Source organism: Nocardioides sp. Root240 (genome assembly GCF_001428825.1).
Taxonomy (GTDB): Bacteria; Actinomycetota; Actinomycetes; order Propionibacteriales; family Nocardioidaceae; genus Nocardioides.
In genome coordinates, this window is the sequence record NZ_LMIT01000002.1 from 479,799 (window position 1) to 494,374 (window position 14,576).

At 70.1% G+C, this 14,576-nt stretch carries 20 protein-coding genes; 7 read left to right on the plus strand and 13 right to left on the minus strand.

Features of this window, described 5'->3' with window-relative positions:
* Positions 1-34: 34 nt before the first annotated feature.
* Entirely contained in the window at positions 35-1,162 is a 1,128-nt protein-coding gene (locus ASE20_RS05285; protein ID WP_056893468.1) for a hypothetical protein, read from the minus strand.
* The gene (locus ASE20_RS05290; protein WP_056893469.1) at positions 1,159-1,689 is read right to left on the minus strand and encodes a SigE family RNA polymerase sigma factor; all 531 of its coding nucleotides are present in this window, start codon (positions 1,687-1,689) and stop codon (positions 1,159-1,161) included. The genes ASE20_RS05285 and ASE20_RS05290 overlap by 4 nt, the downstream gene beginning before the upstream one ends.
* Before the next feature lie 80 nt (positions 1,690-1,769).
* Between ASE20_RS05290 and rpe the strand changes: the two genes are divergently transcribed.
* Complete coding sequence (gene rpe, locus ASE20_RS05295; protein WP_082612170.1) at positions 1,770-2,429, plus strand: ribulose-phosphate 3-epimerase; 660 nt, start codon at positions 1,770-1,772, stop codon at positions 2,427-2,429.
* Here rpe and ASE20_RS05300 read toward each other — a convergent pair.
* Entirely contained in the window at positions 2,426-3,046 is a 621-nt protein-coding gene (locus ASE20_RS05300) for a hypothetical protein (protein WP_056893470.1), read from the minus strand. The genes rpe and ASE20_RS05300 overlap by 4 nt on opposite strands.
* Positions 3,047-3,069: 23 nt before the next feature.
* Here ASE20_RS05300 and ASE20_RS05305 point away from each other — a divergent pair, with 23 nt between their 5' ends.
* A complete protein-coding gene (locus ASE20_RS05305) occupies positions 3,070-3,552 on the plus strand; it encodes an MOSC domain-containing protein (RefSeq protein ID WP_056893471.1) in 483 nt (160 codons plus the stop codon).
* On the opposite strand, the gene ASE20_RS05310 is transcribed toward ASE20_RS05305, so the two are convergent.
* A complete protein-coding gene (locus ASE20_RS05310) occupies positions 3,524-3,964 on the minus strand; it encodes an OsmC family peroxiredoxin (protein ID WP_056893472.1) in 441 nt (146 codons plus the stop codon). The two genes, ASE20_RS05305 and ASE20_RS05310, sit on opposite strands and share 29 nt — an antisense overlap.
* Before the next feature lie 75 nt (positions 3,965-4,039).
* Between ASE20_RS05310 and ASE20_RS05315 the strand changes: the two genes are divergently transcribed.
* Complete coding sequence (locus ASE20_RS05315; RefSeq protein WP_056893473.1) at positions 4,040-4,459, plus strand: MarR family winged helix-turn-helix transcriptional regulator; 420 nt, start codon at positions 4,040-4,042, stop codon at positions 4,457-4,459.
* Positions 4,460-4,463: 4 nt separating this feature from the next.
* On the opposite strand, the gene ASE20_RS05320 is transcribed toward ASE20_RS05315, so the two are convergent.
* Both ASE20_RS05320 and kstD read right to left on the minus strand, forming a co-directional pair.
* Positions 4,464-5,345 (minus strand): MaoC/PaaZ C-terminal domain-containing protein, encoded by an 882-nt coding sequence (locus ASE20_RS05320; RefSeq protein ID WP_056893474.1) that lies wholly within the window; start codon positions 5,343-5,345, stop codon positions 4,464-4,466.
* A complete protein-coding gene (kstD, locus tag ASE20_RS05325; protein WP_056893475.1) occupies positions 5,345-7,018 on the minus strand; it encodes a 3-oxosteroid 1-dehydrogenase in 1,674 nt (557 codons plus the stop codon). The genes ASE20_RS05320 and kstD overlap by 1 nt, the downstream gene beginning before the upstream one ends.
* 33 nt (positions 7,019-7,051) lie before the next feature.
* Here kstD and ASE20_RS05330 point away from each other — a divergent pair, with 33 nt between their 5' ends.
* The 4 genes from ASE20_RS05330 to ASE20_RS05345 are packed head-to-tail and all read left to right on the plus strand — an operon-like array spanning position 7,052 to position 10,194.
* On the plus strand, positions 7,052-7,870 hold the full coding sequence (locus ASE20_RS05330) for a 2-keto-4-pentenoate hydratase (RefSeq protein WP_056893476.1): 819 nt from the start codon (positions 7,052-7,054) through the stop codon (positions 7,868-7,870).
* Between the two features lie 17 nt (positions 7,871-7,887).
* Positions 7,888-8,790, plus strand: a complete 903-nt coding sequence (locus ASE20_RS05335) for an acetaldehyde dehydrogenase (acetylating) (RefSeq protein ID WP_056893865.1) — start codon at positions 7,888-7,890, stop codon at positions 8,788-8,790.
* 1 nt (position 8,791) lies between these two features.
* Complete coding sequence (gene dmpG, locus ASE20_RS05340; protein WP_082612171.1) at positions 8,792-9,880, plus strand: 4-hydroxy-2-oxovalerate aldolase; 1,089 nt, start codon at positions 8,792-8,794, stop codon at positions 9,878-9,880.
* Positions 9,881-9,882: 2 nt separating this feature from the next.
* Complete coding sequence (locus ASE20_RS05345) at positions 9,883-10,194, plus strand: hypothetical protein (protein WP_157538665.1); 312 nt, start codon at positions 9,883-9,885, stop codon at positions 10,192-10,194.
* Between the two features lie 33 nt (positions 10,195-10,227).
* On the opposite strand, the gene ASE20_RS05350 is transcribed toward ASE20_RS05345, so the two are convergent.
* From ASE20_RS05350 to ASE20_RS05375, 7 genes are all read right to left on the minus strand, one after another.
* A complete protein-coding gene (locus tag ASE20_RS05350) occupies positions 10,228-10,515 on the minus strand; it encodes a hypothetical protein (protein WP_056893478.1) in 288 nt (95 codons plus the stop codon).
* A 72-nt stretch (positions 10,516-10,587) separates the two neighbouring features.
* Positions 10,588-10,893, minus strand: a complete 306-nt coding sequence (locus ASE20_RS05355; RefSeq protein ID WP_056893479.1) for a hypothetical protein — start codon at positions 10,891-10,893, stop codon at positions 10,588-10,590.
* A 42-nt stretch (positions 10,894-10,935) separates the two neighbouring features.
* On the minus strand, positions 10,936-11,214 hold the full coding sequence (locus ASE20_RS05360) for a hypothetical protein (protein ID WP_056893480.1): 279 nt from the start codon (positions 11,212-11,214) through the stop codon (positions 10,936-10,938).
* Positions 11,215-11,489: 275 nt separating this feature from the next.
* The gene (locus ASE20_RS05365; protein ID WP_056893481.1) at positions 11,490-12,371 is read right to left on the minus strand and encodes a hypothetical protein; all 882 of its coding nucleotides are present in this window, start codon (positions 12,369-12,371) and stop codon (positions 11,490-11,492) included.
* A gap of 114 nt (positions 12,372-12,485) precedes the next feature.
* Positions 12,486-12,821 (minus strand): hypothetical protein, encoded by a 336-nt coding sequence (locus ASE20_RS24625; protein WP_157538666.1) that lies wholly within the window; start codon positions 12,819-12,821, stop codon positions 12,486-12,488.
* Between the two features lie 100 nt (positions 12,822-12,921).
* On the minus strand, positions 12,922-13,380 hold the full coding sequence (locus ASE20_RS05370) for a DUF4265 domain-containing protein (protein ID WP_162261046.1): 459 nt from the start codon (positions 13,378-13,380) through the stop codon (positions 12,922-12,924).
* 207 nt (positions 13,381-13,587) lie between these two features.
* Positions 13,588-14,247, minus strand: a complete 660-nt coding sequence (locus ASE20_RS05375) for a hypothetical protein (RefSeq protein WP_157538667.1) — start codon at positions 14,245-14,247, stop codon at positions 13,588-13,590.
* Between the last annotated feature and the right edge of the window lie 329 nt (positions 14,248-14,576).

A 14,576-nucleotide genomic window follows, 5' to 3' on the forward strand; every position in this document is an offset into this window, starting at 1 on the left:
CCCGGATCGGCCCCACCGCAGGAGAATCTCCCGATCAGCGAACCGGTCGCCAGGTCGTGCCGCCGTCGAGGGACTCCTGGAAGCCGTCGAAGGTGACGATGTAGAGGTGGTCGCCGATCGCTGCCGTGCCGTTGAGGATCTGGTCGGCAGCGAGGTAGGTCGTGATCTCCTGCTCGCCCGCGGCGGTCACGATCCGCTCGTCGTCCCCCAGCTTGAGGAGCAGGCGATCGTCGTCGAGCGGCGCCCAGCCGTCGTCGCTGGCCACGTCGACGTCAGCGAACCGGTGGAAGTCCTCGCCCGGGCGCCAGCGCCAGATCCGTATCGTCCCGTCCTCCAGAGGACACCTGACGAACAGCGCACCGCGCGAGCTGGAGGACCAGCCGTTGCACGGAGGATCGAGCCGGGACCAGGTCGTGCCGAAGTCGGTGGACACGGCCAACGGCGTGCCGTCGGGCGCGGTCTCGCCCGGTGGAACCAGGATGAAGGCGTCGCCGACGACGTCGAGCCCGCTCGGATCGCCGATGTCCGGGACCGCGACCTCCGTCAGGGCGTCGGTTGCCGGATCGCCCCGCCACATGCGGTGCCTGCCGTCGTCGAAGACCATCAGGCCCTGGTCGCCGAGGGCAAGTGACAGTCCCGCGTCATCGCGTGCTCGCGGGTGGTCGAGGGCCGTCCAGGTGCGGGCGCCGTCGTGGCTCGCCAGCAGGCGGCCGTTCGTGTCCGTCGCCCATGCGTCGGTCCCGTTCGCCGCGAAGGTGAGCTGGATGACGAACTCGGCCGGGATCTCACCGATCTGGCTCCAGTGGCCGTCATGGCGGAAGACCTGGGAGCAGCCGCAGTCGGTGGCGAGGCCGGGCGTGATCGCGTAGAGCACGTCGCCGACCACGGCCAGACCGTTCGGCCTGACGGGTGGCGAACCGACACCGTTGGAGTCGGTCACGTGGTCGGTCGGCGGCGCGGTGTCGTCCCCGCCGTTCGTGCCGACCCCCACGACCACGGCGCCAGCGAGCGCCAGGGTCGCGACAGCCGCTCCCACGACGGCGCGGCGGGTCTGGCGGCGCCGGCGGACCCCGGCCCGGACCCCGCCGGTGAACCGGTCGGCATCGACGGCGACATCGGTGGCGAACGCCTCGCGCAGCGCGTCCTCGAGCGGGTTGCTCATCGCGTCTCCTCCCGGTCGGTGTACGTCGGGAGCTGGCGCCGCAGCGCCAGCATGGCCCGGTTGGCCTGGCTCTTCACGGTGCCGACCGAGCAGCCCAGCACCTCGGCGGTCTGGGCCTCGGTGAGGTCCTCGTAGTAGCGCAGCGCGACCACCGCCCGCTGACGCGGGGGGAGCGCCCGCACGGCGGCGAGCAGCTCGTGGTCGGCCGGCCGGTCGTGCACCACCTCAGAGGAGGTGTGGGTGCCGAGCGCCTCGAGCGGCCGTTCGCGTCGTACCTTGCGCCACACGGAGATGCTGCGGTTGACCATCGCGCGTCGGACGAACGCCTCGGGCTCGTCGAGCCTGCGCCACCGGACCAGCGCCCGTTCGAGCGCGTCCTGCACCAGGTCCGCACCGCGCTGCTCGTCCCCGGTCAGGGCGCGGCCGAGCCGCAGCAGGTGCGGCAGACGGGCCGCGACGAACGCGTCGAACGCGGCGTCGTCCCGGTCCGGTGCGAGCACCGCGGCACCTCCTTCGATCAGCTCCATGCCCCGATGACGCGCGAGCCGTGGGAATGGTTGTACGCGATTTTCCGGGCATCCGCCGGGCATCCCTAGACTGATCGCCCGTGGGCCACATCCAGATCACGCCGTCGATCCTCAACTCCGACTTCGCCCGGCTCGGCGAGGAGGTCGCCCGGATCCCCGGGGCCGACTGGGTCCACGTCGACGTCATGGACAACCACTTCGTCCCGAACCTGACCTTCGGTCCGGCGATGGTCGAGGCGCTCGCCCGGGTCAGCCCGGTCCCGCTCGACGCGCACCTGATGATCGAGGACGCCGACCGCAACGCGCTCGCGTACGTCGAGGCGGGCTGTGGCTCGGTCACCTTCCACGTCGAGGCCGCGCGCGCCCCTGTCCGGCTGGCCCGCGAGATCCGCTCGGCCGGCGCCCGGGCGTCCATGGCGCTGCGCCCGGCCACCCCGATCGAGCCCTACGAGGACCTGCTCCCCGAGCTCGACATGGTGCTGATCATGACCGTGGAGCCGGGCTTCGGGGGCCAGAAGTTCCTCGACATGTGCCTGCCGAAGATCCGTCGTGCGCGGGCGCTGATGGACAAGCACGGCGTCGAGACCTGGCTCCAGGTCGACGGCGGAGTCTCGCTGGAGACGATCGAGCGCTGCGCCGAGGCCGGCGCGGACGTGTTCGTCGCGGGCTCGGCGGTCTACTCCGCCGAGGACCCGGACGCGATGGTGGCCGCCCTGCGGGCCAAGGCCGAGGCGGTCTAGCCCTCCACGACCCGGACCTCGGGCCGGTGCGCGGCCAGCCAGGCGCGGATCGGCGGTAGCCGGTCCTGCGTCGTCGGGCCGAGGATCATCGCCAGTGCGGCTGCCGCTGGCGTGATGTCGAGGGCCGCGGCCTTCACGGCCTCGTACGGTGAGCCGTGTCCCACCTGGATGGCAGCGTCGTCCGTGGCCACGAACCGCAGCACCGGCGCCTGCTTCTCCTCGACGAAGTACGGCGGACCGAGCCGGTGCTCACGGATCTCGACCCTGTCGAGGTCCGCCCAGCTCAGCGACGCCCACGCGCCGTCCTCGGCGAGCGAGCCGGTGAGCGCACCGACCCCGTGTGCGTCGAGCCGCAGGACCACGTCGGACCGCAGCAGTCCGCGGCGGTTGCGCAGCCGCCGCCCGCCCCAGACGCCCGCCATCGCGCCGACCACGACGACGAGCCCGCCGTTGACCTGCTCGGCCGGCTCGAGGTCCTGGGTCGCGAGCGCGAGCACGCCGGAGATCACGAGCAGGGCTCCGCCGAGCACCGCGGCGCCGGCGAGCGCGATCGCCTGCCAGGCCTGTCGCGGCGGAACGCGCCGGATCTCCAGGGGTGCGGGCTCCGAGGCGTCCATGGGCCGCAGCCTAGGGTGAGGCCATGCGGGACGGGGGAGGAACGCCGGTGGTGGCAGGGATCCACGTCGCGAAAGCGACCCGGCTGCCGATGCAGGCCAAGGACACCGTCGAGGTGGAGGCCGGACGCGGCATCGTGGGGGACCGCTACCACGGCACCCGGCACCGCCACGTCACCGTGCAGAGCAGGGAGACGCTCGACGAGGCCGCGCGGGTGTTCGGCCGCGAGGTGGCCTCGGAGCTGACCCGGCGCAACGTCACGGTCAGCCACGGCGTCGTACCTCGGGACCCGGGGGCGCGGATCCGGGTCGGGGAGGTGCTGCTCGAGGTGGTGCGGGTGGCCGCGCCCTGCAAGCTCCTCGACGACACGATCGGCGCCGGAGCGCAGGAGGCGCTCCGACGCCGGGCCGGGACCGTGTTCCGGGTCCTCGAGGGCGGGACGATCCGGGTTGGTGACCCGGTCGACCTGGGGGTCGACCTCAGCTCTCCAGTGCCGCGTCCAGCGTGATCGGTACGGCGGCCAGCGCCTTGCTGACCGGGCAGCCGACCTTCGCCGCGGCGGCCGCCGCCTGGAAGCCCGCCTCGTCGAGGCCCTCCACCTCGGCGCGCACGGTCAGCGTGATGCCGGTGAGCTGGAAGCCGCCGGCCGGGTCCGGGCCGAGGGTGACGTCCGCCGAGACGTCGAGCGCGACCGGCGTGCCGCCGGCCTGGGCGATCTCGTTCGAGAGCGACATGGCGTAGCACGCGGAGTGCGCGGCGCCGATGAGCTCCTCGGGGCTGGTGGTGCCGTCGGCGTCGTCGGCGGCACGCTTGGGGAAGGACACGTCGAAGGTGCCGGCGCCCGACGAGGTCAGCTCGACCTGGCCGGTGCCGTCCTGGAGTCCGCCGTTCCATGCGGTGCGTCCGGTGCGAGTGGGCATCGTGGTTCCTCTCGGTGGGGGTGGAGATCAGTTGCTTCGTGCACAAGATAATCGACCACGAGGTATATTCCAACCATGAGCTCGTCCGCCCCGGTCCTCGACGACCTGATCTGCTTCGACCTGTATGCCGCGTCGCGGCAGGTCACGGCGGCGTACCGGCCGATCCTCGGGGAGCTCGGCCTGACCTACCCGCAGTACCTCGTGCTCGTCGTCCTGGGCGCGCACGACGAGATGCTGATCAAGGACGTCGGTCGCGAGCTGCGTCTCGACCACGCGACCCTGTCGCCGCTGCTGCGCCGGCTCGAGCGTGACGGGCTGCTCACCCGGCGCCGCAGCGCGTCCGACGAGCGTGCGGTCGTGGTCGCGCTGACCGCCGAGGGCCGCGCCGTGCACGCGCGTTTCGGCGAGGTGCACTGCCGGATCGCGGAGGCCCTCGGCATCACGGCGGAGGAGGCCGCGCAGCTGCGCGACCTCCTCCGGAACCTGTCCGCCTGACGGCTCAGGCGAGCGTCAGGACGCAGTCCGCGAGCACGGGGGAGCCGTCGCGCTCGCCACCCTCGATGGTGGCCGAGCCGATGATGCCCTCGTCGGTGCGCCACCCGGCGACCCGGATCGTCTCGCCCGGGAACACCACGCCGGCGAAGCGGGCGGTGAAGCCCGCGGCGGCCGCGGCGTCCCCGCCGAGCAGGCCGTCGGTGAGCTCGCGCAGCACGATGCCGTAGGAGCACAGACCGTGCAGGATCGGCGCCGGGAAGCCGGCGGTCTTGGCGAAGTCGGGGTCGGCGTGCAGCGGGTTGCGGTCGCCTGAGAGCCGGTAGAGCAGGGCCTGCTGCGGCGTCACGGTGTACGACGCCACGAAGTCCGCGTCGCGCCCGGGCACCTCGACGGGGGTGGCCGATCCGCGGTCGCCGCCCCAGCCGCCCTCGCCCTTGACGAAGATCGACGAGCGCACGCGCCACAGCTCCTCGCCGGTGGCGTCGGACGTCGCGACGCCCTCCTGCCAGATGACGGCGGCCTTGCCCTTGTCCCAGATGTCGGTGAGCGTCGTGCGGACGGTCGCCGTGCCCGAGGTGGGGAGCGCGCCGGAGACCGAGATGGACTGCGAGCCGTGGACCACCTGGGCCAGGTTGATGTCGCAGCCGGGCAGGTCGAGCGGCGGCGGGTCGGTGTCGTGGAAGGTGGGGGCGACGACGCCGAACGACGGCAGCACCTGCAGGGCGGCGTTGTCGAGCGTGTAGCGCAGAGCGGCGGGGGACAGGTTGTCGCCCGCGCGGGAGCCGGCGCCGATGCCCAGGTGGTAGAGCAGGACGTCGGACTCGGTCCACGAGAAGGTGCGGGCGCCGAGGTCGGCGCCGATCGCGACGGACGGGTCGATCGGCATCAGCTGTTCTCCTGCGTCGGGTGCTGGGCGATGTCCTCGGCGGCGAGGTAGCCGAAGACGAGGGCGGGGCCGATGGTGCCACCGGGCCCGGGGTAGGTGTTGCCCATGACGGCCGAGGAGACGTTGCCCGCGGCGTACAGGCCGCCGATGACCGTGCCGTCCTCGCGGAGCACGCGGGCGCGCTCGTCGGTGACCAGGCCGCCCTTGGTGCCGAGGTCGCCGGCGACGATCTTGACGGCGTAGAACGGGCCCTTCTCGATGGGCGCGAGCGAGCAGTTCGGCTTGACCGTCGGGTCGGAGTAGTACTTGTCGTAGGCGGACTCGCCGCGGTGGAAGTCCTCGTCGACGCCGGAGCGGGCGAACCCGTTGAAGCGCTCGACCGTGGCGTCCAGCGAGCCCTCCGGCAGGCCGAGCTTCTCGGCGAGGCCGGCGAGCGAGTCGGCGCGGGTGACCACGCCCTCCTTGTACCAACGGCCCGGGAAGGGCTGGCGGCCGGCGAGGCCGGCGAAGAGGTACCGGTTGCGGTAGGTCTGGTCGAAGACGAGGTACGACGGCACGTGGCTCACGCCGGTGGCCTCGCCCTTGTACATCTCGTGGGTCGCCTCGACGTACGGCAGCGCCTCGTTCATGTAGCGCTGGCCGGCGGCGTTGACCATGATCGAGCCGGGCAGGTTGCGCTCGGCGAGGCAGAACCACGCGCGGCCGGGGAGCGGGATCGTCGGGCCCCACCAGGCGTCGTCGAGCAGGTCGGTCGCCGCGCCCGCGGCCGTGCCGGCGAGCAGGCCGCCGCCGGTGTTCGAGGCCGCGCCGGTCGACCACTCGGTCGAGGTGGGCTGGGGGAGGAACTTCTCGCGCAGCTCCTGGCTGTGCTCGAAGCCGCCGGAGCCGAGGATCACGCCGCGGGTCGCCCGGACCTCGCGGGTCTGGCCGCCCTGCTCGACGACCACGCCGACCACGCGGCCGTCCTCGACGAGGAGGTCCTGGAGCGCGGTCTCGTACTCGACCGGGACGTCCGCCTGGCGCAGGCCCTGGCGCAGGCCGATCGCGATGGCGTTGCCCATCGCGTACATCTTGCGGCCGAGCAGCAGCGACAGCACGCGCTTGAGCATCACGCGGATCATCGTGAGCGGGCCCTTGATGGTGCGCAGGCCGAGGCTGATCTTGCGGTAGTCGCGCTGCATGACGATGAGGTTCGCCGGCGCCTTGGTGTACGGCGGGTGCAGGCGCTCGAGCTCGTCGCCGAGGAAGCGCGCGTCCATCGGCACCGGCTCCACGCTGCGTCCGCGGGGGCGGCCGCCGGGCTGCTCGGGGAGGTAGTCGGCGTACTCCGGGACCCAGACGAACTTCAGCGGGGTGTTCTCGCGGAGGAAGTCCATGACCTCGGGGCCACGGTCGATGTAGGTGTCGCGGCGCACCTTCGGCACGACGTCGCCGACGATGGCGTCGAGATAGGTCTTCGCGGCGTCCCGGTCACCGGGATCGTCCTGCCCAGCCGCCTTGATGGCGTAGTTTCCGGGGATCCACACTCCGCCGCCCGAGCGGGCGGTGGAGCCGCCGAAGTAGGGGCTCTTCTCGATCAGCACCGTGTCGAGACCCTTGCGGGAGGCGGCGAGGGCGGCCGCCATGCCGGCGCCACCGGCGCCGACCACGACGACGTCGTAGGACTCCTTCATGCGAAAAACTGTAACAGGTTCTAGTATGTCCGTGTGACCTCTCTCCCCCCTGTCCAGGGCAGTGCGATCTCGGCCGCCGTCGAGCGCCTGGCGACGGCCCAGGCGACCCGGGTGCCGTGCTCCGCGGTGCGTGACCTCATCGGCACCGACGACCTGCCCGCCGCGTACGCCGTCCAGCAGAGCCTGGTGCAGGCCCGGATCGCCGGGGGAGCGAGCGTCGTGGGTCGCAAGATCGGCGCGACCTCGGAGGCGGTGCAGAAGCAGCTCGGCGTCGACCAGCCCGACTTCGGCTACCTGCTCTCCGACATGGACGTGAGCGACGGCGTCGACGGCACGCCGATCTCCATGCGCACCCTCGTCCAGCCGCGGGTCGAGGCGGAGGTGGCCTTCGTGCTGGCCCGCGACATCGACTTCCCTGCGGACGAGATCACGCTGGAGCTGGTCCGCGACGCCGTCGAGGTCGCGCTGCCGGCGCTCGAGATCGTCGACTCGCGCATCGAGAACTGGGACATCGGCTTCACCGACACCGTCGCCGACAACGCCTCCAGCGGCCTGTTCGTCGTCGGCCGCGACGGGCTCCCGCTGAGCGGGATCGAACCCCGCGACGTGGTCATGTCCCTCACCATCAACGACGAGGAACGCTCGTCGGGCACCGGCGCCGCGTGCCTCGGTGACCCGCTCGAGGCGCTGCGCTGGCTGGCCGTCCAGGCCGCCCGGTTCGGCGACCCGCTGCGGGCCGGCCACCTGATCCTGTCCGGGGCCCTCGGCCCCTTCGTGCCGTTCGCCCCGGGGGACCGGGTCACGGCGTCCATCAGCGGGTTCGCGCCCCTGACCGTCTCGTTCGAGGAGTGAACCCCCAAGTGACCGCTATCGGGAAGAAGCTGACGGCCGCCATCGTCGGCCCGGGCAACATCGGCACCGACCTGCTCTACAAGCTGCTGCGGTCCGACGTGGTCGAGCCGCGCTGGATGATCGGCGTCGACGCCTCGTCCGAGGGCCTGCGCCTGGCCGCCGACAAGGGCCTCGAGGTCTCGCACGAGGGTGTCGACTGGCTGCTCAAGCAGGACGAGCTGCCCGACCTGCTGTTCGAGGCCACCTCGGCCTACGTCCACCGCGAGTACGCCCCCCGGTACGCCGAGGCCGGCATCCGCGCCGTCGACCTGACCCCGGCAGCCGTCGGCCCCGCGGTCATCCCGCCGGTCAACGGACTCGCGCACCTCGACGCGCTCAACGTCAACATGATCACCTGCGGTGGCCAGGCCACCATCCCGATGGTCAACGCCGTCTCCCGCGTCACCCCCGTGCCGTACGCCGAGATCGTCGCCTCGGTCTCGTCGGCCTCCGCCGGCCCGGGCACCCGCGCCAACATCGACGAGTTCACCCGCACCACCTCGGCCGGCGTCGAGACCATCGGAGGCGCGGAGAAGGGCAAGGCGATCATCATCCTGAACCCGGCCGAGCCGCCGATGATCATGCGCGACACGATCTTCTGCGCCGTCGACCCCGACGCCGACACCGACGCGATCGCCGAGTCCGTGCACCGCATGGAGAAGGCCGTCCAGGAGTACGTCCCCGGCTACCGCCTGCTGCAGGAGCCGCAGTTCGACGGGCCGTCCGACTTCACCCGGGGCATGCGCCGGGTGTCGATCTTCGTGGAGGTCGAGGGCGCGGGTGACTTCCTGCCGCCGTACGCCGGCAACCTCGACATCATGACCGCCGCCGCCGCGCAGGTCGGCGAGAACATCGCCCGCTCGATCCTGGGAGCCCACTGAGATGACTGACATCAACGCCCTGACCCGCACCTGGTCCGGCACCCACGGCGACGAGCCGTTCGGCAGGCTCGACCTGCGCCTCACCGACACCTGCCTGCGCGACGGGTCGCACCACAAGCGCCACCAGTTCACCGGCCAGGAGGTCGAGGACATCGTGCGCGCCCTCGACGAGTCCGGCGTACCGGTCATCGAGGTCACGCACGGTGACGGCCTCGGCGGCTCGTCGTTCAACTACGGCTTCTCCCGCACCCCCGAGCAGGAGCTCATCAAGATCGCGGCCGAGACCGCGAAGCGCGCCAAGATCGCGTTCCTGATGCTCCCGGGCCTCGGGACGAAGGACGACATCCGCGCCGCCCAGGACAACGGCGGCCAGATCTGCCGCGTCGCCACCCACTGCACCGAGGCCGACGTCTCCATCCAGCACTTCGGCCTGGCCCGCGAGCTCGGCCTCGAGACCGTCGGCTTCCTGATGATGTCGCACACGCAGAGCCCCGAGATCCTGGCCAAGCAGGCCCGGATCATGGTCGACGCCGGTTGCCAGTGCGTCTACGTCGTCGACTCCGCCGGCGCCCTGATCATGGAGCAGACCGCCGACCGGGTCGCCGCCGTCGTCGCCGAGATCGGCAGCCAGGCCGACGTCGGCTTCCACGGCCACGAGAACCTCGGCCTCGGTGTCTCCAACACGGTCATCGCCGCCCGCGCGGGCGCCACCCAGATCGACGGCTCGGTCCGCCGCTTCGGCGCCGGTGCCGGCAACACGCCGCTCGAGGCCTTCGTCGGCGTCTGCGACAAGCTCGGCTGGACCACCGGCGTCGACTTCCTCAAGATCGTCGACGCCTCCGAGGACGTCATCAAGCCCGCCATGCCGGAGGAGTGCCAGCTCGACCGGATGACCCTGATGATGGGCTACGCCGGCGTCTACTCGTCCTTCCTCAAGCACGCGGGCAACGCGGCCGAGCGGTTCGGCGTGTCGGGCGCGCAGATCCTGCTGGAGGCCGGGAAGCGCAAGCTGATCGGTGGCCAGGAGGACCAGCTCATCGACATCGCGCTGCAGCTGAAGGCGGCCCAGGACGCACCGGTGGGGGTGTGACCGTGACGCGACCCTTCACCCGCCAGTCCACCGTGCTCGAGCTGGCCACCACCCTTCCCGGACGCGCGTTCAAGGCCATGATCGTGCGCCAGCTCCCTCCGGTCGCCACCGAGAAGGAGCGTCAGGAGCTGGAGGACATGACCCTCGGTCTCCCGCTCGAGACCCTGGTCGAGCTGTCCGAGGGCAAGCTCACCTGGGGGATCGCCGACTCCCTCCTCGACCTGGCGAACCGCAAGCCGCACCGCGTGATCGGGCGGGGTGTGGGTGCGGGCGCCGGCGCGCTGAAGAAGGTCACGCGCCCGATCCGAGGGTAGCCCGCGCGCGGACGGCCGGCGCTCGGGTGTGACTCACCAGTCCCGGGCGAGGAGCAGGAGCTGCCCGATCAGGACGACGGCACCCAGCACTCGCCGGAACGGACTGGCTCCCCGGACGACCTCGTCCAGCGACCACACGATCAGCGCTCCGTGTCCGACGCCTTCCACGGTGGTCGCATGGGCAGGGGACAGCGGCAAGAACCCGATCAGGACCGCAGCGATCCACACCGAGATCGCAGGATTGGGCGGTTGGGCCACCGCCCACCGGCCGTCCTGCGACCGGAACCACCAAGCGGGCGAGCTGAAGCGGGGGCGGGCCATGCCGGTCACGTACCCGCTCGCGTCCCCTCGACCCGGTCCCCACGAGTCACGGGCGCGATGAGGCCGCCGGGCCTAGCAGGTCACGGAGACGACGGTGTCGACATCCCGGGTCTCGCTGAAGGCGAAGATCTCACCCCCGAGTACTGCGGCGAAGCGGTCGTAGGTCGTCCACCGCTCACCGTCACTGTTGCACTCGAGCAGCTCAGGAGTGACGAGCTGGCCGTCGACGGTGCATCCCGAGTAGGTGGTCGGCAGCTGCGCCCCTTCGTTCCACACGTCGGAGCACTCGCGCAGACCGGACGGATCGCTCGTGGACTCTGCACCGCAGGCCACCGACGACAGCATCAGTCCCACGGCGGCGGCGCTGGCGAGTCGCATACCGAAGTCTCGCACCTGCGGTGAGTTCGAAGGCTCGCGGCCTTACGCCTGCCGTGTGGCTCGTGCGCCGACCAGGACTTCGTCGAGCATCACACCGCCGACTGACACGCGTACCCAGGACGCGCGCTCCGGACCCAGGTCCACGAGCGGAAACCCGACGCACTCGCAGGGCGTGTGATCGCCCTCCACCGTCGGCACGAGAAGCGTGTCGCCGATCTCGAGCCCGCCAGAGGTGCCGATCGGCGGACCGATCAGCGTGATGCCTTCGTGGTCGTCGCCCAGATCGACCACGTCGGCGATGTCGAAGGCGAACTGCGGCACGGCTCAAACCTAGATGCAAACCGCCCATCGGCACGAACGCGGACGGCGGGACGGTCCCTGCCAGTAATGGGCCACTTTCTAGAAGCGAGCTCTCTTCCCCGGCTTCGGCGGCCCAAGGAACAGGCTCCCTTCGCGGGATTCCCGACTCTCAACACCCGGCCACTCCATATGGGCATCCTTCCACCGGGCGCCAGCAACGTCCGGCCCTTGATCCGACCGTGCCAATGCGGCACATTCGGGGGCTTCGTAGGCAGGATCAGTATTGGGGATCGGGCTTAGGGTTCGAGGTGGTCGAGCTGGCGCTCGAGTTCATGAAGACGCGCGCGAATGGCCTCTTGGTGAGAGCGGTCGAGTTGTCGGACTTGGACTCCCATCACGTGCTGTGCCGTCCACTCCTCGATGTCCAGGTGCGCCATGATCGTGGCTCGGGCTCTGTGTTCGTCGCGTGAACTCCCGGCGAGTCGTGCAATGAGGGGCCAGTCCCGGCCTGCCTGGAGCACCGCAGTGAGGATCGTGCGCTCGGCATGTAGACGCTCCGACTCCGAGGGGTCTCGTTCGGCGTCAGGTCGAGCGAGCGGTGTGAGGTGGCCGGGCTCGAAGAAGCGTGGACCCAGCGTGGGCTCGACCTGCAGCTCGCTCCAGATCACGGCGTGGCCGACGTCTGCTCGGCTCATTTCGACGACGAGTCCGATCTCGGCGTCGATGATGATCGACGCGTTGCCGCCCTTGGCCTCAGGGGCAGTGAACTTCCATGCCGGACGCCCCTCGAATTCGGTCCGGTGAAGGCTGTCCATCACCAGGTCTGGGTCCAGGCTCAACCAGCTGGTCCAGTAGCGCCGAGGCTCGACGAGCCAGACATCGTGCAGCTGTCCGCGATCTGATCCACGGTCTTCGTCGCGCAGCTCCCACGTCTCCTCGAACTGGTCGTCGGCCGCGCACCACATCGTGTCTTCGCCAGCCAAGAGCCTCGTGTGCCCCGGAGGCTCTTCAATGCGAGCCAGGCGACCCAGTCGCCACACGCGCCGCCGGCGCATCACCTGGTGGTCGTCGAGCTCACTCAGGATTCCTGAGTAGCCGATCGCTGGCTCATTGCCGGCAATCAGGAAGTCGAGGAGCTCCCCGAAGGACGCGTGCTCCAGGTCAAGCTCGTCGGACATGGGATCGAGTCTTACAGCCTGCGGGCAGCACCAGCAGGGCAATGTGAAGACGACTCATTCTGATGTCTGGCCCGACCGCGGCATGTTCGGGCGCTCAGCCCTACGGAAGCGGGTTCAGGGCGAGGTCGGATTCGAGCCGTCAAGCCATGCCTGGTACTTCGCGTACTCGAAGGGCGCTGAACCGTAAAGGTGGGTCGCGCCGGTCGCTTTCTCGATGACAAGCGGACACGACCCGACCGGGGCATCGGTGAAGCTTCGTGTCCTCATCCAGCGTCGGCTCCGGTAGTGCGCGACCCAAGCAAGCGAGTGCTCCTCCAGCGCTGCAACGACGAACTCGTCATCAGGGTCGTGAACTGTGGCGCGCGGGTGTTCAAGCCTGTTTGGGGTAAGAGAGGCATTCCAACGGGCCAGCTCCTCTTCTGCGATGCGCATAGCCTCTGCCAAGTTCACTCGGGCAGAATGACAGAGGAACGTCCGTCACAGCACGCGGAGTGCGGACAGCGCGGTGGTCGGGCGTTCCGTCCCGACAGCGGCATGACCGAGCGTCCGCCTAACTCGCGGTCGCTTCAATCCAGGCTTGGGTGATTCGGCCTTCCTCGTACTCCCATGAGCCATCTTCGGAGCCTCGCCGGAGGGTGGCCACGATCGCGTCGAGCGGGGCCGATGGTGCGATGTCGAGCGCGAGCATGCCGTACTGCGGGGCGCCTTCTCCGTACACGCCGAGTGCCGTGAACGGCTGCAGTGAGCGAGCGAGGTCGCCCTCCAGCGGACCCTGCCTGCGGCAGATCAGTCGGATCGTCACGTGGTCCGACCGCTCCACCATCTCGACGAAGACGGGGTTCAAGTCGGGGCCTGCCGCCTTGGCTCGCACCACGTCTCCGACGGAGAGGTCCCGCACGAACCAAGGGACGTTGTCGACGCGATACAGGTCGTTGCCCAGGCCAATGGCCCAGACTCTTTCACTCGAAACCGGCGGCCAGCCGCCGGCATCGGTCTCGAGCTCGAACACCACTCGCGTGGTGGGCTCCGCGGCTGGCGCGGGCGGAGGTACCGATGAGGTGGGCTCTGTCCTGCGGCGCCATCTGCTCACCGCACGAGAGTACGTCCTCAAGCGACAAGCTCACGGAGCGACGCCTCCGTTCGGCGGACTCGTACGCCGAGTCGCAGCACGGGCGGGCGGTCAGCGCTCGGCAGCGGCAGATCCTCGAACGTGCCTTCAACGATCAGCAAAGGCCGCCTCGAGTCGCCGGTGGGCGACTTGCACCATCTCTTCATGGAAACCGGAGTCTTCGTCCAACGCCTTGGTGCTGACTCGCACGATGTTGGGGCCAACCAGTAGGTAGGTCACCTTCATGATGATCGGGTCGAGGCGCCCAGGGGTCCCCACCTGTCCGACCGCGACGAACCCCAACTCGCCGTCGACATCAAGGCGTTGTGCGCTGCGACTCTCCGTGATGTTCATGCGGATACTGACTTTCGGCGACTTCACATCCACACGCGGGCACTTCTTGATCGCAGTGCCGACGTCCGCGAACAACGACGCGATGTCCATGTCGTCCGGATAGCTGATGATGTACTCGTCGACGGAGACCGGCTTGCCAGCGGTCATGTACGACCACTGGCCCTCGAGCTGTGCCCGGGCCTTACCAAAGGAGTTCTCGATCGTGCTCAGACAGCCGGCCAAGATCGGGCCTCCGGAGTCGTAGTCCTCTGCTCCGTTTCCGACATCGCTGGCAGTCATGGCCGCGTCCTCGGCTTGTTGCCGAGTCAGCGAGGAAACCCGGACCGTCGTGGGATCAGAAGCCGCCTTCTTGTCTCCTCCGGCGGGCCCGCCAGAGCACCCTGCAAGAGAGGACAGCGACAGCAAGGTCAGCATCACGCCGGTCAACCGACGCAAGAGGACGGGCACAGATCCAGGCATGCCATCCCGCCTTTCCTGACAAGGGATGTCGGGTGCTGCGGTCTGCCGCCCACGCTGATGACTCACACGGTCAATCTAGTGGCGCGACAGCAACCGACTTGTGGTCGGTATGTCCGGGCGCTCGCGCCCGCACGAGAAGGGATGGCCTCAGGCGGCGAGTCCGTAGTGGATGACTTGTCGTGTCCATATGTCCACGCGTCCTGGTGGGTCGTCGTCGGGGGCTGCGGTGATGCGGCGTGTGCCGGTGGGGTCGATGAGGTAGTGGGCCCCGTGGGGATCGCGCC

What these genes read in the sequence shown, in the direction of transcription:
- ASE20_RS05285 (WP_056893468.1), bottom strand. Translation starts at nt 1,162, where the DNA reads ATGAGCAACCCGCTCGAGGACGCGCTGCGCGAGGCGTTCGCCACCGAT.
- ASE20_RS05290 (WP_056893469.1), bottom strand. Translation starts at nt 1,689, where the DNA reads ATGGAGCTGATCGAAGGAGGTGCCGCGGTGCTCGCACCGGACCGGGAC.
- ASE20_RS05300 (WP_056893470.1), bottom strand. Translation starts at nt 3,046, where the DNA reads ATGGACGCCTCGGAGCCCGCACCCCTGGAGATCCGGCGCGTTCCGCCG.
- ASE20_RS05305 (WP_056893471.1), top strand. Translation starts at nt 3,070, where the DNA reads ATGCGGGACGGGGGAGGAACGCCGGTGGTGGCAGGGATCCACGTCGCG.
- ASE20_RS05310 (WP_056893472.1), bottom strand. Translation starts at nt 3,964, where the DNA reads ATGCCCACTCGCACCGGACGCACCGCATGGAACGGCGGACTCCAGGAC.
- ASE20_RS05315 (WP_056893473.1), top strand. Translation starts at nt 4,040, where the DNA reads ATGAGCTCGTCCGCCCCGGTCCTCGACGACCTGATCTGCTTCGACCTG.
- ASE20_RS05320 (WP_056893474.1), bottom strand. Translation starts at nt 5,345, where the DNA reads ATGCCGATCGACCCGTCCGTCGCGATCGGCGCCGACCTCGGCGCCCGC.
- kstD (WP_056893475.1), bottom strand. Translation starts at nt 7,018, where the DNA reads ATGAAGGAGTCCTACGACGTCGTCGTGGTCGGCGCCGGTGGCGCCGGC.
- dmpG (WP_082612171.1), top strand. Translation starts at nt 8,792, where the DNA reads ATGACTGACATCAACGCCCTGACCCGCACCTGGTCCGGCACCCACGGC.
- ASE20_RS05350 (WP_056893478.1), bottom strand. Translation starts at nt 10,515, where the DNA reads ATGGCCCGCCCCCGCTTCAGCTCGCCCGCTTGGTGGTTCCGGTCGCAG.
- ASE20_RS05355 (WP_056893479.1), bottom strand. Translation starts at nt 10,893, where the DNA reads ATGCGACTCGCCAGCGCCGCCGCCGTGGGACTGATGCTGTCGTCGGTG.
- ASE20_RS05365 (WP_056893481.1), bottom strand. Translation starts at nt 12,371, where the DNA reads ATGTCCGACGAGCTTGACCTGGAGCACGCGTCCTTCGGGGAGCTCCTC.
- ASE20_RS05375 (WP_157538667.1), bottom strand. Translation starts at nt 14,247, where the DNA reads ATGCTGACCTTGCTGTCGCTGTCCTCTCTTGCAGGGTGCTCTGGCGGG.